Annotated in this window: 17 protein-coding genes and 1 riboswitch; of the genes, 11 read left to right on the plus strand and 6 right to left on the minus strand. The window is 34.1% G+C overall.

The features are described 5' to 3' along the window. Positions 1 to 45 precede the first annotated feature (45 nt). Positions 46 to 1854, plus strand: coding sequence for an oligoendopeptidase F (gene pepF / locus D9V42_RS09275; protein WP_122064654.1), 1809 nt, complete (start codon positions 46 to 48; stop codon positions 1852 to 1854). Between the two features lie 68 nt (positions 1855 to 1922). Here pepF and phoU read toward each other — a convergent pair whose 3' ends face one another. The 6 genes from phoU to D9V42_RS09305 all read right to left on the minus strand — a co-directional run bounded on the left by phoU (position 1923) and on the right by D9V42_RS09305 (position 7786). Further along, on the minus strand, positions 1923 to 2573 hold the full coding sequence (gene phoU / locus D9V42_RS09280; RefSeq protein ID WP_039066574.1) for a phosphate signaling complex protein PhoU: 651 nt from the start codon (positions 2571 to 2573) through the stop codon (positions 1923 to 1925). A gap of 7 nt (positions 2574 to 2580) precedes the next feature. Next, on the minus strand, positions 2581 to 3456 hold the full coding sequence (gene pstB / locus D9V42_RS09285) for a phosphate ABC transporter ATP-binding protein PstB (protein ID WP_107555109.1): 876 nt from the start codon (positions 3454 to 3456) through the stop codon (positions 2581 to 2583). 105 nt (positions 3457 to 3561) lie between these two features. Further along, positions 3562 to 4476, minus strand: coding sequence for a phosphate ABC transporter permease PstA (gene pstA / locus D9V42_RS09290; protein WP_017724428.1), 915 nt, complete (start codon positions 4474 to 4476; stop codon positions 3562 to 3564). A 1-nt stretch (position 4477) separates the two neighbouring features. Then, entirely contained in the window at positions 4478 to 5407 is a 930-nt protein-coding gene (gene pstC / locus D9V42_RS09295; protein WP_122064656.1) for a phosphate ABC transporter permease subunit PstC, read from the minus strand. Positions 5408 to 5539: 132 nt separating this feature from the next. Beyond that, the gene (locus tag D9V42_RS09300) at positions 5540 to 6493 is read right to left on the minus strand and encodes a PstS family phosphate ABC transporter substrate-binding protein (RefSeq protein ID WP_017724430.1); all 954 of its coding nucleotides are present in this window, start codon (positions 6491 to 6493) and stop codon (positions 5540 to 5542) included. A gap of 393 nt (positions 6494 to 6886) precedes the next feature. Then, entirely contained in the window at positions 6887 to 7786 is a 900-nt protein-coding gene (locus D9V42_RS09305) for a CvfB family protein (protein WP_122064658.1), read from the minus strand. A 143-nt stretch (positions 7787 to 7929) separates the two neighbouring features. Between D9V42_RS09305 and D9V42_RS09310 the strand changes: the two genes are divergently transcribed. From D9V42_RS09310 to lysA, 10 genes are all read left to right on the plus strand, one after another. After that, positions 7930 to 9534, plus strand: a complete 1605-nt coding sequence (locus tag D9V42_RS09310) for an ABC-F family ATP-binding cassette domain-containing protein (protein WP_107555112.1) — start codon at positions 7930 to 7932, stop codon at positions 9532 to 9534. Between the two features lie 191 nt (positions 9535 to 9725). Continuing rightward, positions 9726 to 10556: an aldo/keto reductase gene (locus tag D9V42_RS09315; RefSeq protein WP_122064660.1), complete on the plus strand. Its 831-nt coding sequence runs from the start codon at positions 9726 to 9728 to the stop codon at positions 10554 to 10556. A gap of 191 nt (positions 10557 to 10747) precedes the next feature. After that, a riboswitch (Lysine riboswitch) is annotated at positions 10748 to 10926 on the plus strand. An 89-nt stretch (positions 10927 to 11015) separates the two neighbouring features. Continuing rightward, on the plus strand, positions 11016 to 12218 hold the full coding sequence (locus D9V42_RS09320) for an aspartate kinase (RefSeq protein WP_107555114.1): 1203 nt from the start codon (positions 11016 to 11018) through the stop codon (positions 12216 to 12218). A gap of 51 nt (positions 12219 to 12269) precedes the next feature. Beyond that, positions 12270 to 13259: an aspartate-semialdehyde dehydrogenase gene (locus D9V42_RS09325; RefSeq protein WP_107555115.1), complete on the plus strand. Its 990-nt coding sequence runs from the start codon at positions 12270 to 12272 to the stop codon at positions 13257 to 13259. A gap of 1 nt (position 13260) precedes the next feature. After that, a complete protein-coding gene (gene dapA / locus D9V42_RS09330) occupies positions 13261 to 14148 on the plus strand; it encodes a 4-hydroxy-tetrahydrodipicolinate synthase (RefSeq protein WP_122064662.1) in 888 nt (295 codons plus the stop codon). Beyond that, positions 14145 to 14867, plus strand: coding sequence for a 4-hydroxy-tetrahydrodipicolinate reductase (gene dapB / locus D9V42_RS09335; RefSeq protein ID WP_122064664.1), 723 nt, complete (start codon positions 14145 to 14147; stop codon positions 14865 to 14867). The genes dapA and dapB overlap by 4 nt, the downstream gene beginning before the upstream one ends. A 22-nt stretch (positions 14868 to 14889) precedes the next feature. Continuing rightward, a complete protein-coding gene (dapD, locus tag D9V42_RS09340; protein WP_042362720.1) occupies positions 14890 to 15609 on the plus strand; it encodes a 2,3,4,5-tetrahydropyridine-2,6-dicarboxylate N-acetyltransferase in 720 nt (239 codons plus the stop codon). Between the two features lie 262 nt (positions 15610 to 15871). Continuing rightward, positions 15872 to 17029, plus strand: coding sequence for a M20 metallopeptidase family protein (locus tag D9V42_RS09345; RefSeq protein WP_122064666.1), 1158 nt, complete (start codon positions 15872 to 15874; stop codon positions 17027 to 17029). Then, positions 17026 to 18099 carry an alanine racemase gene (locus tag D9V42_RS09350; protein WP_122064668.1) on the plus strand — a complete coding sequence of 358 codons (1074 nt, stop codon included), beginning with the start codon at positions 17026 to 17028 and terminating at the stop codon, positions 18097 to 18099. Before D9V42_RS09345 ends, D9V42_RS09350 begins: the two co-directional genes overlap by 4 nt. A gap of 3 nt (positions 18100 to 18102) precedes the next feature. Further along, on the plus strand, positions 18103 to 19368 hold the full coding sequence (gene lysA / locus D9V42_RS09355) for a diaminopimelate decarboxylase (protein ID WP_107555120.1): 1266 nt from the start codon (positions 18103 to 18105) through the stop codon (positions 19366 to 19368). Positions 19369 to 19544 lie beyond the last annotated feature (176 nt).

The following is a 19544-nucleotide window of genomic DNA, read 5'->3' on the forward strand; positions in this document are numbered from 1 at the left end:
TGTATAATTAACTGTGAATACTAAATAAATTTTAGGAGTGATTCAATGACTGAAACATTACCGTTCAGAAAAGAAGTTCCCATAGAAGAAACATGGGACATTACAGATTTATTCAACTCAGACGATGAATTTTATCAAACTTTAACAGAGACTATTAAATCGGCTAAGGCATTTAATGCTCAATATGTTAACCAGTTGAATGATGTGCAGATAATTGAACAAGCTTTGGATGACTATTCTGAAATATTAATTCAATTAGACAGAATGGCTAATTACGCAGAATTACGCTTAAGTGTAGATACGGCAAACGAATTGTCACAGACGCTAAGTGCAAAATTATCTACATCTTATGGCAAAATTGCAAGTGAGTTATCCTTTGTAGTCTCAGAGATTATAGCATTATCCGAACAAGATTTAACTGAACTAATTAATACGTCGAAATACCCCCATTTTCTTACTAAAGTTAAATCTAAAAAAGCATATGAATTATCACCAGAAGTTGAAAAAGTACTAGCAAGTTTATCCCCTACTTTTGATAGCGCATATGAGTTATATGGCACTACTAAAATGTTGGACATAAACTTTGAATCTTTTGAACACAATAATCAAGCCTATCCTTTAGATTATGCAACATTTGAAAATGAATATGAAGATAATCCAGATGCAACGTTTAGAAAAACAAGCTTCAAATATTTCAGCGATGCATTACGTAAATATCAACATACTACTGCTGCTACATACAATATGCAAGTTCAGCAAGAGAAAATAGAAGCAGATTTAAGAGGTTATGATTCAGTTATTGATTATTTATTACAAGATCAAGAAGTCACACGCGATATGTTTAATCGCCAAATTGATGTAATTATGAGTGATTTGGCTCCAATTATGCAAAAATATGCTAAGCTAATCAAACGCGTTCATGGCTTAGAAGTTATGAGATTCGAAGATTTGAAAGTGTCTATTGATCCGGATTATGAACCAGAAATTTCAATTGAAGAATCTAAGCAATATATTTATGGCGCTTTAGAAGTCTTAGGTGAAGATTACTTGAAAATGGTTGAATCAGCATACAATGATAGATGGATAGATTTTGCTCAAAATAAAGGTAAAGATACTGGCGCATACTGTGCAAGTCCTTACGCATCACATTCATATATCTTTATCTCTTGGACTGGTAAAATGACTGAAACCTTTGTTCTAGCACATGAGCTTGGTCATGCCGGCCATTTTACTTTGGCTCAGAATCACCAAAATTATTTAGAGTCAGAAGCTTCGATGTATTTCGTTGAAGCACCGTCGACAATGAATGAAATGCTTATGTCTCAATATCTGTTCAAAAGTAGTGATGATGCTAAATTTAAGCGTTGGGTAATTGGTTCGATTATTTCAAGAACTTACTATCATAATATGGTTACGCATTTATTAGAAGCAGCATATCAGCGTGAGGTTTATAATAAAGTGGATAATGGGGAATCATTAACGGCTCCTGTACTCAATCAAATTATGTTAGATGTATATGGCCAATTCTTTGGTGATAGTGTTAAATTGACTGAAGGTACAGAATTGACATGGATGAGACAACCACACTATTATATGGGGTTATATTCCTATACGTATTCTGCTGGCTTAACAATTGGTACAGTTATGTCTCAACGCATTCAAAATGAAGGGCAACCTGCAGTCGATGCTTGGTTAGAAACATTGAAAGCCGGTGGTAGTAAATCACCGATAGCACTTGCAGCTATCGCTCATATTGATATTCGTACAGATGCTCCTTTAAAATCAACAATTGGTTATATAGGCAGTCTAGTTGATGAATTAGAAAAACTTACAGATGAAATTGAGCAAGTGTAAAGCTTGTAGAATGATATAAAAGCTCAATAATCGCAAGGTATTAAACTCCTGTGCGACTATTGAGCTTTTTATTTATTATAAGATTCGTAACGATCCCCTGTGATGAAAAAGTAAATATTTTCAGCGATATTTGTAATATGATCTCCTATACGCTCTAGATATCTCGCGGCTAAATGTGCTTGACCAGCCACAAAAGGATCATTATCTATTAAATAAGTTGTATTGACTATATTTCTATATAAATCGTCAATATCTACATCTCTTTCGATGATCTCTTTAATTAAAGTAATATCATTATCTCTTACAGCATCGTTTAAATCTTTTAACATTAAAAGTGCGAGTTTCCCCATTGTATTAAGTCTTGTGAGGACATAATTATCGATGATCTTAGCTCTAAGTCTAATTTCAGCTATGTTAGCTGAGTTATCCCCAATACGTTCGAAGTCAGAAGCAATTTTCATTGCTGCCATCATTAAACGCAAATCACTGGCGATGGGTTGTTGTTTAGTTATAAGCATAATAACTTTTTCGTTAATTTCAGTTTCAATCGCATTGATATCTTTATCTTTGGCTATCGTTTGTCTAGCATAGTTACGATCTTCTTCACTTAATGACGTTAATGCGTATTCAATATTACGATATACATGAAGACCAAGTCGACGTAAATCTTTGATTAAATCGTCAAGTTGGCCTTCATATTTGCGTCTAATAATCGCCATATTTAAATTATCCGAATCTACCAGAGATATAATCTTCTGTTTGTTTGTCAGAAGGATTTGAGAAGATCTTGTCAGTATCATCGTATTCATTTACATAGCCATTAAGGAAGAATGCGGTTTTATCAGAAACACGAGCTGCTTGTTGCATATTATGTGTCACAATAATAATTGAATATTTCTCTTTTAATTCTTGAACAAGTTCTTCAACTTTTAATGTAGAAATAGGATCTAAAGCAGAAGTTGGTTCATCCATCAATATGACATCTGGTTCGATTGCTAATGTACGAGCGATACAAACACGTTGTTGCTGTCCGCCTGATAAACTATATGCGTTTGTATCTAAGCGATCTTTTAATTCATCCCATATTGCTGCGCCACGTAATGATTTTTCTACAATTTCATCTAAAACTTTTTTATTTTTAATACCATGAATTTTAGGACCGTACGTGATATTATCATAAATTGATTTAGGGAATGGGTTTGGCTGTTGGAACACCATACCTACATTTGTTCTTAATTTTTCAACAGAGTATTTATCATCAAAAATATTATTATCACGATATAAAATTTTTCCTGCAGTTTTAACAGATGGCACAAGTTCTACCATGCGGTTTAATGCTTTGATATATGTTGATTTACCGCAACCAGAAGGCCCAATAATAGCAGTTACATTATTTTCTAAAATATCTAGATTGATGTTTTTTAAAGCGTGGTTTTCACCATACCATAAATCTAAGTTTTTAGTAGAATACACAATGTTTTTTTGCGTATCAGGTATTTTATTTTCCACTGCATTTGGATCAATTGTTGCTATAGGTGTGTCATTACGATTCGTATGTGCTTGTAAATCATCATTTCTATCTTTAATTTGTTTGTTAGTCATAATTAATACTCCTTTTTTAAGGCTATGTACTACCATTTTCGAAAATGATAGTATATTCCCATGCTCATAGCCTAGTTAGATTAAATCTTATGTTCGATTATTAGATTAATATTTTTTGCTGTATTTATTTCTTAAGAATATTGCAATAGCGTTCATCAATAATAAGATGACTAGTAATACGATTATTCCTGCTGAAGCCACGTTTTGGAACTCTGCCTGAGGTAATTTAGCCCAGTTGTAGATTGCCATTGGTAAGGCTTGGAATTGATCGAATACGCTTGATGGCAATTGTAACAATACAGTTGGTATACCGATAAGGATTAATGGTGCAGTTTCACCTAATGCTCTAGATAGAGCAAGGATAAAGCCTGTTAATATACCTGGTATTGCTGCTGGCAATACAATGCGACGAATCGTTTGCCATTTATTACCACCTAGCCCGTATGAAGCTTCCCTAATTGAATTAGGTACTGCTCTTATAGCTTCTTGGCTAGCTACAATAATTACAGGTAAAATTAATAACGACATTGTCAGTGCAGCGGCTAAAATAGAATTACTTAGCGCTAAAGCTTCGATGCCCATCCCTCGAACAAAAATAGTTAAACCTAGTAAACCGAAGACCACTGATGGCACACCAGCTAAGTTTGAAATACTAACTTTAATAAAATTTGTGAATGCATTGTCTTTAGCATATTCTTCTAAATAAATTGCAGTTCCAACACCTAAAATAATAGAAATTGGGATGATTGTAATCATCAACCACACTGTTCCGATTAAGGCGCCTTTTATACCTGCCATCGATGGTGTTGAGGATGAGAAACTTGTGAAAAATGATGGTGTCAGATGTCCTACACCTTTAAAGAGTGTATCTATGATTAACGCTGCTAAGACAAGTAAACCGATCATCGTGCAAGCAAAAAATGCCCATTTATTAATTTTATTAACGGATAAGCGTCCAGAGAGTTTTTTCTCAACGGTGTTTTGATCGACAAGTACTTTGCTATTGTTTGTTTCAGCCATATTAATACTCCTCTCTGAAACGTTTTGTGATCCAATGTGATAATAAGTTCATGATTATAGTGAAAATAAATAACGTGAAACCTACAGCATATATACTGTAATAAATATCTGATCCAAATGTTGCGTCCCCTGTAGCTACTTGTACGATATAACCAGTCATTGTTTGAATAGAACCAGTTAAATCCAATGAAGCAGTTGGTGTACTACCGGCTGCAAGAGATACAATCATTGTTTCGCCTATAGCACGTGATATAGCTAAAACAATTGATGCCATGATACCAGATGTAGCTGCTGGTAATACTACTTTAGTTGCGACTTCGAATTTTGTTGCGCCGAGACCTAAAGCACCTTCACGCATTTTGTTAGGAACAGAAGACATTGCATCTTCGCTCATGCTTGAGATTAACGGTATGATCATGACCCCTACGACTAATCCTGGACTGATAGAGTTGAAACTGCCTAATTCCGGGAATATAGAACGTAATAACGGTGTAACAAAAGTTAAGGCAAAGAAACCAAATACGATTGTCGGAATACCGGAAAGTATCTCTAATATTGGTTTAATTATGCTTCTTGCTCTATTTGAAGCATATTCACTTAAATAAAATGCTGCACCTAAACCAAGTGGTACTGCAACAACGGTGGCAATGGCTGTAATTTTTAATGTTCCTAAAATTAAAGCCCAAATACCATATTTAGGTGTTGATGAAAATGGATTCCATTCCATTGTAAGGAAAAAGTCTGCTAATGAAACGCGTGTGAAAAATGTAATTGTTTCTGTTAACAGTGTTACGATAATGCCAATTGTTGCTAAAATAGAAAAAACTGCAATAATGCCTAAAATGATTGGTGCAATTTTATCACTCGTACCATTCTTTTTAGCATTATTTCTTGCTATCATTTCACTTACGGAGAGGTTATTATTCGCCATGTGAATTCCTTCCTTCTTGTAAACTCCCAATTATTTAAAAAAGTTGGGACTGGAAGTGTGATGACAAAGTAGTGTACAAAGTTTACTTTGCGTCCATTCCAGAATCCCAACCCTTATCGATCTAATTAAAAATTATTTTTCTTCTTTTTTGCTATCTTTGCTTTCTTTACCAATAATATCTTTTAATTTATCTTGTTGTTCTTTGTAATCTTTTTCAGGTAATGCTACGAAACCTGCATCTTCAGCTGATTTACCTTTGTCTTCAAGTACAAATTTCATAAAGTCTTGGAATCCTTCATTATCTTTTAATTTTTTCTCATTTGTGTAAATGTATAATGGTCTACTTAAAGCATAAGAACCATCTTGTATTGTTTTCTTAGTTGGTTCGGTAGTTTTACCTTCATCATCTTTAACTTTAACTTCTTTTAATTTATCTTTGTTTTGTTCGTAGAAGTTATAACCAAAGTAACCAACACCATTTTCATTGTTTTGTACTGATTGAACTATTACGTTTGTATCAGCGTTTTTCTCAGCTTTGATATCCCCTTTATCCATCACTTCTTCGGTAAAGAAGTCGTAAGTACCATGTGATTGGTCAGGTGAGAAAGCTTTGATTTCTTTTGATGGCCATTCTGAATTAACATCTTTCCAAGTTTTTGCTTCACCTGAGTAGATTTTCTTAAGTTGTTCTTTTGTAAGTTCATCAACGAAATCATTATCTTTGTTTACGGTAATCGTTACACCATCTTGAGCAATTTTGAATTCATCATATTTAATACCTTTATCATCTAGTTTTTTCTTTTCTTCATCTTTGATCGGTCTAGAAGCGTTTGAAAAATCAGTATTCCCTGCTATGAATTTCTCAAAGCCGCCACCTGTACCTGAAGTACCAGAAGAAACTGTTACATCTGAATTATCTTTAGCAAATTTTTCATTTAGTTTTTCAATGATTGGACCTACTGTAGAAGAGCCATCGCCCTTAACTTCTCCTTCGCCTTTACCTGAGTTTGCGTTACCGCCACCACAAGCACCTAATAAAAGTGAAGCGCCGATTGCTGTAGTACCAAATAATTGCCATTTTTTCATTGAAACATCCTCCTAATAAGTGAATAACCCAAAAGTTATATGTATTTATTACAGTTCCTATACTACACACTGTTTATTAAATAAAAATATAGTTAGTGTAAATGTTTCGTTAAGAAAACATTTTTGTCATTTACAATGTTTATATTTGGCATATGATAATGTGTATTAGTACTATAAATGCTTTGGTAGCAGTGTTTGTAGCGCAAGTGATATATTACAAAATTTTAGGGTTTGTAATATAAACGCTAAAAAAACCTGAAAATAACTACTTTACCGTAGTATTTTCAGGTTACAAAGTGTGCTTCTATAAAGAATAATTTGATTCAATCATATGCTATGTTTTGTATTATCAAGGTAATCATTGAATATAGTTTTTACATTTAACTTCGTGGACTATTTTTCTACTCGGTCCCAGCCCTTTTGAGTTAAAGCTATTTTACCACTTTCAATGTTAATGATTTTGTTTTTGTAAAGATGACCAATGGCTCTTTTAAATGATCCTTTGCTCATGTTAAAGATTTCTTTAATGGCTTCAGGACTTGATTTATCTGAAAATGGTAGTTCGCCATTATATTCTACAAGTAAATCAAAAATGTGTTGCCCATCATCATCTAATCTTTCGTGAGCTAATGGTAAAAATGAACCGTTCAATTCACCTTTATCATTTTGGCCAATAATGCGCACTTTTACATTTTCGCCAAGACGTGGTTCTGCTTTACGTTCAGATTCATGAACAAATATTTTATATCCATCTTTAGATAGTAAGAAACTACCAATTCTTAATAGACGATACGGTCTAGCTTCGATAACTTGGTTTTGCTTTTCATTTTCAAATGAAGGGGTGTACATTTGTTCGACAATAGTTTCAGTCGCTAAACGCGCAAACATATTGTTGTCTCTGTCCACACGTAAAGTAACAAATAACTTATCACCTTGTATTGGCCATACTTCTTTTACTTTTGGTAAATCTACCCAAGGAATTAATACCTCTCTTGGTAAACCGACATCTACATGCGCACCATCGCGGTCAGTTTTGATCACTTTAACAAAAGCATACTTATCTGTTGTGATATCAGGCATATTTTGTGTGGCAAATAATGCGCCTGATCTGTTTGGATAGATGAAGAAACTATATTCTTCTCCTATTTGTAATTCATCTTCTTCGTTAATTTCAGATTGGTTTAATTTTACGTCTTCACCATTTGGTCCTTTTAATTGGTATGTTGAGCCTTCTATGCCAACAACTTCAAGAAATTCTATTGAACCTACGATATCTTTTTCATCTTGGGCCATACTTTTCTCCTTCGTACATAAATTTATTCTTTCTTATTATAACATGCTATAAGGAAACAAGCATCAGTATAGCGAGAATGGTCGAAAGTACAAGCTAAGTGTGTTATAATTTGTCCGGTAGATTAACGAAAAGGAGTAAATGCATGTTACAAGTTACTGATGTAAGTTTACGATTTGGCGATCGTAAATTATTCGAAGATGTAAATATTAAATTTACAGATGGCAATTGCTATGGTTTGATTGGAGCAAATGGAGCTGGTAAGTCAACATTCTTGAAGATTTTATCCGGTGAATTAGACGCTCAAACTGGCCATGTTTCAATGGGTAAAAATGAACGTTTAGCAGTATTGAAACAAGATCACTTCGCCTTTGAAGATGAGCGTGTTTTAGATGTTGTTATTAAAGGTCATGAACGTTTATATGAAGTAATGAAAGAAAAAGATGAAATTTATATGAAACCAGATTTCAGTGATGAAGATGGTATAAGAGCTGCTGAACTTGAAGGTGAATTTGCAGAAATGGATGGTTGGAATGCAGAAGCAGATGCTGGTTCCCTGCTTTCTGGTCTTGGTATTAAAGCTGACTTGCAAGACAAAACGATGTCAGAATTAGAAAATAACCAAAAAGTTAAAGTGTTATTAGCACAAAGTCTCTTTGGTCAGCCAGATGTACTATTACTAGATGAGCCGACCAATGGACTAGATATTCCAGCTATAAGTTGGTTAGAAGATTTCCTTATCAATTTTGATAACACTGTTATTGTCGTATCACATGATAGACACTTTTTAAATAATGTGTGTACTCATATTGCTGATTTAGATTATGGCAAGATTAAAGTTTATGTAGGTAACTATGATTTTTGGTATCAGTCAAGTGAATTAGCTATGAAAATGGCTCAAGATCAAAATAAGAAAAAAGAAGAAAAAATTAAAGAGTTACAAGAATTTGTTGCGCGTTTCTCTGCAAACGCATCTAAATCTAAACAAGCTACAAGCCGTAAAAAGCAATTAGAGAAAATTGAACTCGATGATATTCAACCTTCTTCGCGCCGTTATCCATTTGTAAAATTCACGCCAGAACGTGAAATTGGTAACGACTTATTATTTGTAGAAAACCTATCAAAAACAATTGATGGTGTTAAAGTACTTGATAACATTTCATTTACAATGGATCCAAATGATAAAGCTGTATTAATTGGAGATAGTGAATTTGCTAAATCAACATTACTGAAAATACTAGCTGGAGAAATGGAACCTGATGAAGGTACAGTAAGATGGGGTGTTACTACATCACGCAGCTACTTCCCTAAAGATAACTCAGAATTCTTCGAAGGTGTAGACATGAATCTTGTCGATTGGTTACGTCAATACGCACCTGAGGATGAACAAACTGAAACGTTCTTACGTGGTTTCTTAGGTCGTATGTTATTTAGTGGTGAAGAAGTTAAGAAAAAAGCAAGCGTATTATCAGGTGGAGAAAAAGTGCGTTGTATGCTAAGTAAAATGATGTTATCTAGCGCAAACGTATTATTACTTGATGAGCCTACGAACCACTTAGACTTAGAAAGTATCACTGCTGTAAATGATGGCTTGAAGAACTTTAAAGGTTCTCTTATTTTCACTTCATATGACTTTGAATTTATCAATACAATCGCAAATCGTGTAATCGACTTAAATCCAGTTGGAGCTGTATCTAAAGAGATATCATACCAAGCTTATTTAGAAGAAACTGGTGTATTAACGAAATAACTAATGATTGTTAATTAATAATTAAAAATATGAAAATATATTTGTCTGCCGGGTTATAATTATAATCTGGCAGATTTTTTATTACTCCCCTTTTGATGATTGTAAAACAAATGTTGTAAGGGCCAATTACTTTGAAATGCTTTTCAAGCATTATATAATCATTATAAGTTTAAGCTAGGAGGAATTTGAAAATGCAAAATTTAGATATGATTGACGGCAAGATAATACCTCGAATAGGATTTGGTACATATAAGTTAAATGGTGCATCAGGGATGCATGCGATTGTTAGCGCGTTAAATCAAGGTTATCGTTTATTAGATACTGCATACAATTATGAGAATGAAGGCACCGTTGGTAAAGCGATTAATCAGAGTCATGTCTCAAGAGACCAAATTGTTGTAACTTCCAAACTTCCTGGACGTTACCAAGACTACAATGCAGCAATGATTGCTATTCAAGAGTCGATTTATCGTCTGAATGTGGAATATATCGATTTATACTTAATTCATTGGCCAAACCCAAGACACGGTAAATTTGTTGAGGCTTGGCAAGCGATGATTGACGCTCGCAATGCTGGGTTAATTAAATCTATTGGTGTGTGCAATTTCTTGCCTGAACATATTGAAACGTTAGAACAAGAAACAGGAGTCCTGCCTTCGGTTAACCAAATAGAATTACATCCTTATTTTAATCAACAAGATATGATTAGATATCATAATGAAAAAGGAATTATCACGCAAGCATGGAGCCCTCTTGGTCGTGCTTCAGAAGTTATAAATGATAAGGATATTGAAGTGATAGCAGAAAAATATGATAAAACCATTCCTCAAATTATTTTGAGATGGCATATTCAAAATGGTGTAGTGCCTATTCCAAAAGCAACTTCTATTACTAGACAAATTCAAAATAAAGAGGTTTTTGATTTCACTTTAGAGCATGATGATATAGAAAAAATAAATAATTTAACTCAAAAAGACGGCAGATTAAAAGGACAAGATCCGGCAGTGTATGAAGAATTTTAATCTGCTGTAACGCCTATTATTATAATTTGAAAACGGGCATGTGAATTGATTTGAAACACTTTTTACACATAATTTGCAAAAAAGATTTATAAAGTGTTGGATTTTTCAGTAAATTAAAAAAACTTGGTAAAAGCGGTTTACAGTATATGCAAGCCTATGTATAATGTGTATCATAAACAAAAAATTAAATATGGTTTTGATGAGGCGCATCAATCATTAGTAATTATTAGAAGAACCTGCCTGCTAGCAGCTAATTTTGAAAGGGTGAGATGCCGAAACAGTTATAATAGCAGCTTATAACACGTTGGACTTTATGGTTAAGAGCTAAGAGTCTGTCATTATTTTAAAATAATGGAGTGCATCACTTGTATATATATTATAGAACAGGTTCGCATTCCGAACTTGTTCTTTTTTTATAATACTGTGATTCTCCCCTATTCGTTGAGGAGGATATAGAAATTGGAAAGAAGTGTTTTGAAATTTGGAGGTTCTTCAGTAAGTGATTTTACTAAAATAAAAAATATTGCCGAAATGCTTAGGTTAAGAGTTGAACAAGGTGAACAATTAATTGTGGTTGTAAGTGCTATGGGTAAAACAACAGATGAATTAATGGCTAACGTTTCGACTTTAACTAGTAGTCCTAAAGATCAGGAACTTGCCCTCTTACTTACCACAGGAGAACAACAAACAGTTTCTTATTTATCGATGGTTTTAAATGATATTGGTATTAACGCCAAAGCCATGACTGGTTATCAAGCAGGGATTAAAACGATTGGACATCATTTGAAGAGTCGTATAGCAGAAATTGACCCTGATACATTCGAGCAAGCATTTACCGAAAATGACATTTTAGTCATAGCAGGTTTTCAAGGTATTAATGATAACTTTGAAGTAACTACATTAGGTCGTGGTGGATCAGATACTACAGCCGTCGCATTAGCAGCAAGTAATAACACAGCATGCGAAATATATACAGATGTTGATGGTGTTTATGCTACAGATCCAAGACTTTACAAGGATGCTAAACGTTTGGACTATGTCTCTTATGAAGAAATGATGGAGATGAGTGCTTTAGGTGCAGGTGTGCTTGAAACAAGAAGTGTAGAGTTGGCAAACAATTACAGTATTCCACTATACTTAGGAAGAACTTTATCAAATGTGAAAGGAACATGGATTATGCCCCAAACTGAAATATTAGAAAGAAAAGCCGTTACAGGCGTTGCGTTAGATACGCATATGATGCACGTTACAATTAGTTATCCTCTACCCGATAACAACTTATTAACTGCGTTATTTAACCATTTAGAAGATGGTTCTGTTAATGTTGATATGATATCGCAAATCGTTAATTTGGAAGGATTACAAATGTCGTTTACGATTAAAGATACAGATGTCATACAAATTTCTACGATTTTAGAGTCTTTAAAAGAATCATTTAGTGCGTTAGACTTTAAGATAAATGAAGATTACGTTAAACTCTCTCTAATTGGTTCTGGCATGAGAGACATGTCGGGCGTAGCTTCAAAAGCATTCATAACATTGATTGAAAATGATATTTCATTTTATCAAACAACAACTTCAGAAATTAGTATTTCATGTGTTATTGATGCTATGAATGGTGAACGTGCTGTTCAAACGCTTTATCAAACTTTTGATATCTGAATTTTCAAAATTATAGTACTATTAAAAAAATAACATTGGAGTGTATGATATATGACAAGATTAGCAATTGCAGGTGCAACTGGTTTAGTAGGAAGAAAAATGTTAGAAACTATTGACAGAAAAGAGATTCCGTTTGATGAATTGGTGCTATTTTCATCAGCACGTTCAGCTGGACAACAAGTAGAATTCCAAGGTCAAACGTATACAGTTAGAGAGTTAACTGAAGATGCGGCTAGAGAATCATTTGATTATGTATTGATGAGCGCTGGAGGTAGTACAAGTGAGCACTTCTCACCTATCTTTGAAGAAGCTGGCGCTATTGTTATTGATAACTCCAGCCAATGGAGAATGACTGAAGGCATCGATTTAATCGTACCAGAAGTCAATGAACCTAAATTAGATAGAAAGATCATTGCAAATCCGAACTGCTCTACGATTCAATCAGTTGTGCCACTTAAACCCTTACAAGAAACTTATGGCTTGAAACGCGTAGCATATACAACTTATCAAGCAGTATCTGGATCTGGTGTTAAAGGTAAGGCAGATTTAGCAGAAGGTGCAAATGGCAAAGCGCCTGAAGCTTACCCACATCCAATTTATAATAATGTGTTACCACATATAGATAGTTTCCTTGAAGATGGGTATACAAAAGAAGAACAAAAAATGATTGATGAAACACGTAAAATCTTAAATGCAGATGACTTAAAAGTTACAGCGACTTGTGTTCGTGTACCAGTACAAGATAGTCACAGCGTACACATGAGTGTAACACTAGAACAAGAAGCGACAGTTGAAGCAATACAAGCATTATTTGAAAATGATGATCGTGTTGTACTTGTAGATAATCCACAGAATAATGAATACCCATTAGCGATACATTCTACTAATAAAGATGAAATCTTTGTAGGACGTATTCGTCGTGATGATAGTTTAGATAATACATTCCACGTTTGGTGTACTTCTGATAACTTATTGAAAGGTGCAGCATTAAATGCAGTACAAATTCTTGAACAAGTGATGAGCTTGAAAGGAGTTAAATAAGATGGGACACATTTTTGAAGGTGTTGGTGTAGCTTTAGCAACGCCATTCACACACAATGAAGTAGACTATGAAGCCATTAGAAGACATGTTGATTATTTAATAGAGAACGATACGAAATCTATCGTAGTCAATGGTACTACTGCAGAAAACCCTACACTTACTGATGATGAGAAAGATCAAATATTAGAAATTGTCATTAATCATGTAGATGGTCGAGTACCGGTTATTGCAGGGACAGGTACTAACAATACACAAAAATCTATTCAAGCTTCAGTACGTGCTAGAGAATTAGGCGCAGATGCAATCATGTTGATTACGCCCTACTATAATAAAACAAACCAACGTGGTTTAATTGCGCATTTTACGACAATTGCTGATGCAGTTAAATTACCAGTCGTTTTATATAATGTTCCCTCTCGTACGAATATGACAATTGAAGCAGAAACAGTCGAAACTTTAAGTCAAAATGAATATATCGTCGCACTTAAAGATGCAACAAATGATTTTGATTATTTAGATGATTTAAAAAAACGTCTAAACCTAGATGAATTCGCTTTATATAGTGGGAATGACGATAATGTGGTTGAATATTTTAATAAAGATGGTCACGGCGTGATTTCAGTTGTTGCAAATGTGATTCCGAAATCATTCCAAGCGTTATACGACGCTAAACAAAATGGGGAAATTATTGAAACGCAATTTCAACCAATTCAAACATTGCTTGATGCCCTATCAGTAGATGTAAACCCTATTCCAATAAAAGTATTAACAGCAGTGGAAGGGTTTGGAAATTATGAAGTCCGTTTACCATTAGTTCCACTTGAAGACAGTGAACGAGAAACATTAGAACAAGCTTATGAAAATTTTAAAGCAGGTGAAAAAGCATGAAAGTAGTACTTATTGGCTATGGTGCAATGAATCAACGTGTTGCTAGATTAGCTGAAGAAAAAGGACATGAAATTGTAGGGCTAATTGTAAGAGATGAAACTAAAACCTACCCTTACCCTACTTATCAACATATCGCAGATGTTAAAGACGCAGATGTTGCTATTGATTTTTCAAACCCTGACTTATTATTACCTCTATTAGAGGAAGATTTCACTTTACCATTGGTAATTGCGACCACTGGTGAAAAAGATACAATTATTGATAAACTAAAAGAATTAAGCCATAGTATGCCTGTATTTTTCAGTGCAAACATGAGTTATGGTGTTCACGCACTAACTAAAATTTTAGAAGCTGCTGTACCATTGCTCGAAGACTTTGATATTGAGCTTACAGAAGCTCACCATAATAAAAAAGTTGACGCACCAAGTGGTACACTAGTTAAACTTTACGATGTTATTGAATCAATACGTACACAATCTACACCAGTTTATGATAGACATGAAAACAATGAAAAGCGTACTCAAGATGAAATTGGCGTACATTCAATTCGTGGAGGTACTATCGTAGGACAACATGATATACTTTTTGCTGGTACAGATGAAACGATTGAAATAACTCATCGTGCACAGTCTAAAGATATTTTTGCCAATGGTGCAATTGGCGCAGCAGAAAAATTAATCAATAAAGCAAATGACTATTATACATTTGACAACCTATAAACCCTAAGGAGCGTATTTAATTATGGTACAACATTTAACAGCAGAAGAAATTATTCAATTTATAAGTGATGCAAAAAAATCTACACCACTAAAAGTCTATGCAAATGGAAACTTTGAAAATGTGAGCTTCCCTGAAAGTTTTAAAGTCTTTGGTTCCGCTGATTCAAAAGTGATCTTTTGTGAAGCTGACGAATGGAAACAATTTTATGAAAGCAATCAATCAAGTATTGATGAATTAGAAGTTGAAATGGATCGTCGCAACTCTGCAATTCCATTGAAAGATTTAACAAACACTAATGCACGAATTGAACCTGGTGCTTTTATTCGCGAACAAGCGATTATTGAAGATGGTGCAGTAATCATGATGGGTGCTACGATTAATATCGGAGCTGTAGTTGGCGAAGGTACTATGGTAGATATGAATGCAACGCTTGGTGGACGTGCTACTACTGGTAAAAATGTTCACGTTGGAGCTGGTGCAGTATTAGCAGGAGTAATAGAACCACCAAGCGCATCACCAGTAGTCATTGAAGATGATGTGTTAATTGGTGCAAATGCAGTAATTCTTGAAGGTGTTCGTGTTGGTAAAGGTTCTATTGTTGCGGCTGGCGCAATCGTAACACAAGATGTACCGGAAGGTTCTGTTGTAGCTGGTACGCCAGCAAAAGTCATTAAACAAACAAGCGAAGTTGAAGATTCAAAACGTGAGATTGTTTCAGCGTTAAGAAAATTAAATGACTAATACTTAATTAAAATAAAAGATATTCATTTAAATGAAAACATAGTGATAAAATTTAAGTGAATGTTGAAATAGCAAAATGGGAGGTTTAGACGAGACAGCATAAAATTTATTATATTGTCTCAACTTGTTATATGTGGTAGTGATTTCATATATTACAAGGTCGTCTTACCTCCTCATTTTTATAATATAAAATGATACATAATAGGCTTGTGCGAACGAAGTAGAGTCTAAATATAACTTTAACTAAAAGGATTTGATTTTGATGAATGAGTTAGAATTTGTTACAACACATAGACGTTACTTGCATCAGCATCCAGAATTGAGCTTACATGAATATAAAACAACTGAATATATCGCTAACTTTTTAGAAGAATTGGGAGTCGTTTATCAAAGACCTCTTGATACAGGGGTTATTGCATACTTACCTGGTAATGGCGAACACACAATTGCTTATCGAGCAGATATCGATGCATTGCCAATCTTTGAAGAAAATGATATAGATTTTAAAAGTAAAACGGATAATGTGATGCATGCATGTGGGCATGATGGACATACAACGGCGTTAATGCTCTTTGTCAAACGTTGTAAAGCCATAGCTGATCGTGGTGAACTTCCTCAAAATATTGTCTTTATCTTTCAACCTGCTGAAGAAACAGGTGGTGGCGCAAATCGATTAATTAGAGCCGGTGCATTTAATGATTACTCTATTGAGGCTGTTTTTGGTGTCCATGTGATGCCATTTGAAAATGAAGGCCGTGTTGTCATTAGAGACGAAGAAATTACTGCAAGTGCTACAGAATATCGATTTTATTTAAATGGTTTATCAAGTCATGTAGCAGATAAAGAGCAAGGGTATTCTTGTGGAGAGGCATTGCAACATGTACTGGGTCAAGTTGGTCAAATTCAACAATATCATTTGAATGGTTTGAAACGAAATATAGTTCATATGGGTCATTTTGAAGCTGGAGAAGCTATTAACACGGTACCTAGTCATGGATATTTGGAAGGTACTATTCGTACTTATGATATTAATGATTTAGAAATAGTTAAGCAACAAATGACTAAAATTGCAGAAAGTGTAAAATTATTATTCAATGTTGACTGTGAAGTGAAATTTGAAGAAGGTTATCCCCCTACTTATAATGATCCGAATTTGCGTAAATGTGTAGAAACTGGTTTGAGAAATGCGAAATTTGAAGTGATTGATAAACCTACGCCATATTTATTTGGAGAAGATTTTAGCTTTTATAGTCAATTAGCTCCAAGTTATTTTGTTTTTGTAGGTGTACGGGATGAATCCAAAGGGTTTGTTACGGGATTACATACCTCTCATTTGAATTTTAATGAACATATGCTTATTAGAATTGCTGATTATTATGAACAAATATTAAATGCTTACAGTGAGGTGCGCGTAAAATGACAGCTATTTGGTCTGTGGATACAGCAAAATTTCGAAAAAACGCTGAAAATGTAAAACAAGACAACCAATTGATGGCAGTCGTTAAAAATAATGCATATCATTATGGATTAGAGTTTGCAGTGACACAATTTTTGGCAATAGGTATTAGTACATTTAGCACGACTTCATTAAGAGAAGCTATACGGATTCGTAAACTAGCTCCAGATGCTACTATTTTTTTAATGAATGCTGTTTATGAATTTGATAAAGTGCGTGCTTATAACATACAAATGACTTTACCTTCCCTATCATTTTATTATGAGAATTTAAATGAGCTATATGATATACAAGTACATGTAGAATATGAGAATTTGTTACATCGTTCTGGATTGAGGACGATAGCTGAAATTAAAGAACTACTTTCACATCATGAGCAAAATCAAAATACAAATAAAATGAATATTGTGGGTTTGTGGACCCATTTTGGCTATGCAGATGAATTTGATGTGACTGATTATAAAATTGAACGTGAGGCTTGGTTAGATATTGTAGAAGCATTATTAGCTGAAAACTACCAATTTGATATGATTCATGCTCAAAATAGCGCAAGTTATTATAGAGAAGAAGGTATATTTCCTAATCATACACATGCACGTGTAGGTATTGCTTTATACGGATCAAGACCATATAGTACGATAGACGAAACAGTCATCCAACAATCATTAACGGTTAAAGGCAATATTATTCAGGTAAGAGAAGTAAATCAAGGTGATTACTGTGGTTATAGTTTTGCGTTTGAAGCTACAAAAGATCAAACTAAACTAGCTGTGGTTGATATTGGTTATGGTGATGGTATTCTTAAATCAAGAGCCAAGCATGAAGCAATGATAAACGGCAAACGTTTTCCTATACGCGCGTTGATGATGAGTCATATGTTTGTAGAAGTTGATGATAGTGTGAATGCACGAGATGAAGTTATATTATATAATAATGATATACGTGTAGATGAATATACGTTTAAAGGTGTCGGTGCTAATTCCGAACAACTGAGTGCAATGAATCACGACTCACTAATAAAGGAGTATAGATAAATTATGGTAGTAGAATATAATGATAGTGGCGAACTTACAATGGGAGGTACAAGTCTTAAAACTATAGCGCAAAGTTTTGGGACGCCTACAATCGTCTATGATGAAGTACAAATTAGAAATCAAATGAGACGTTTTCATGAAGCTTTTAAAAAAAGTGGATTAAATTATAATGTTTCATACGCATCTAAAGCATTTACTTGTTTACAAATGGTTAAATTGGTTCAAGAAGAAAATCTTGAATTAGATGTTGTCTCTGAGGGTGAACTATACACGGCTTTAGAAGCTGGGTTTGACCCTCAACATATCCACTTTCACGGAAATAATAAGACAAAACATGAAATTCGATATGCTTTAGAAAGTAAAGTTGGCTATATCGTTATAGATTCATTGGAAGAAATTGATCTTATTGACCGTTACGCAAATGAAGAAGTCAATGTAGTTATTAGATTAAACCCAGGCGTTGAAGCGCATACGCATGAATTTATTCAAACCGGACAAGAAGATAGTAAATTCGGTTTATCTATTAAGCATGGTTTAGCTATTCAAGGTGTACAGAAAGTTAAAACTTCAAAACATTTAAAACTTAAAGGTGTTCATTTTCATGTAGGTTCGCAAATTGAAGGTACTGAAGCAATGATTGAGACTACAAAACTTGTCGTTCATTGGTTGAAAGAAAATGATATTGAAGTAGAGCTAATAAATCTTGGTGGCGGCTTCAGTATCAAATATGTTGAAGGAGATGTAAGTTTCCCTATCGAAGAAGGTATTGAGGAAATTACGACTGCGGTTAAATCTATTGCTGAAGAAGCTAGTTACCCTATTCCTGAAATCGGTATTGAACCTGGTCGTTCAATTGTAGGTGAAGCTGGTATAACTTTATATGAAGTTGGAACAATTAAAGAAATCCCTAATGTTAATAAGTACGTTTCTATTGATGGAGGTATGAGCGATCATATTAGAACGTCATTATACGATGCACAATATGAAGCCCTACTTGTTAATAGAAATGACCCTAAAGATGAAACAGTTACGATTGCAGGAAAATTATGTGAGTCTGGTGACATTATTATCAAAGACGCAAAATTACCTAGCACAGTAAAACGTGGCGATTATTTAGCAATTTTATCTACAGGTGCTTATCATTATTCAATGGCTTCAAACTATAACCAAATGCAGAAGCCTTCTGTATTCTTCTTGAAAGACGGAAAAGCGAGAGAAGTTATTAAACGTCAATCTTTACGTCAATTAATTATTAATGATACGAAATAAATTATTAAAAGTGGTTCTATCCCCCTACTTTGGGTTGATGGAACCACTTTTTATTTATTTTATACTGATGTAAAATAATATAAATTATGTATGCATTAAGTCGATGTAATTAAGTATAACGGCGATTCATGGCAGAAGCGTACATGCATAAACGCATGCATTAAGAACCCCTAGCT

It is taken from the genome of Staphylococcus pseudoxylosus, assembly GCF_003697915.1.
GTDB classification, from domain to species: domain Bacteria; phylum Bacillota; class Bacilli; order Staphylococcales; family Staphylococcaceae; genus Staphylococcus; species Staphylococcus pseudoxylosus.

Coding starts and splice junctions, on each gene's coding strand:
- pepF (WP_122064654.1), top strand. CDS start 46: ATGACTGAAACATTACCGTTCAGAAAAGAAGTTCCCATAGAAGAAACA.
- phoU (WP_039066574.1), bottom strand. CDS start 2,573: ATGGCGATTATTAGACGCAAATATGAAGGCCAACTTGACGATTTAATC.
- pstB (WP_107555109.1), bottom strand. CDS start 3,456: ATGACTAACAAACAAATTAAAGATAGAAATGATGATTTACAAGCACAT.
- pstA (WP_017724428.1), bottom strand. CDS start 4,476: ATGGCTGAAACAAACAATAGCAAAGTACTTGTCGATCAAAACACCGTT.
- pstC (WP_122064656.1), bottom strand. CDS start 5,407: ATGGCGAATAATAACCTCTCCGTAAGTGAAATGATAGCAAGAAATAAT.
- D9V42_RS09300 (WP_017724430.1), bottom strand. CDS start 6,493: ATGAAAAAATGGCAATTATTTGGTACTACAGCAATCGGCGCTTCACTT.
- D9V42_RS09305 (WP_122064658.1), bottom strand. CDS start 7,786: ATGGCCCAAGATGAAAAAGATATCGTAGGTTCAATAGAATTTCTTGAA.
- D9V42_RS09310 (WP_107555112.1), top strand. CDS start 7,930: ATGTTACAAGTTACTGATGTAAGTTTACGATTTGGCGATCGTAAATTA.
- D9V42_RS09315 (WP_122064660.1), top strand. CDS start 9,726: ATGCAAAATTTAGATATGATTGACGGCAAGATAATACCTCGAATAGGA.
- D9V42_RS09325 (WP_107555115.1), top strand. CDS start 12,270: ATGACAAGATTAGCAATTGCAGGTGCAACTGGTTTAGTAGGAAGAAAA.
- dapA (WP_122064662.1), top strand. CDS start 13,261: ATGGGACACATTTTTGAAGGTGTTGGTGTAGCTTTAGCAACGCCATTC.
- dapB (WP_122064664.1), top strand. CDS start 14,145: ATGAAAGTAGTACTTATTGGCTATGGTGCAATGAATCAACGTGTTGCT.
- dapD (WP_042362720.1), top strand. CDS start 14,890: ATGGTACAACATTTAACAGCAGAAGAAATTATTCAATTTATAAGTGAT.
- D9V42_RS09345 (WP_122064666.1), top strand. CDS start 15,872: ATGAATGAGTTAGAATTTGTTACAACACATAGACGTTACTTGCATCAG.
- D9V42_RS09350 (WP_122064668.1), top strand. CDS start 17,026: ATGACAGCTATTTGGTCTGTGGATACAGCAAAATTTCGAAAAAACGCT.
- lysA (WP_107555120.1), top strand. CDS start 18,103: ATGGTAGTAGAATATAATGATAGTGGCGAACTTACAATGGGAGGTACA.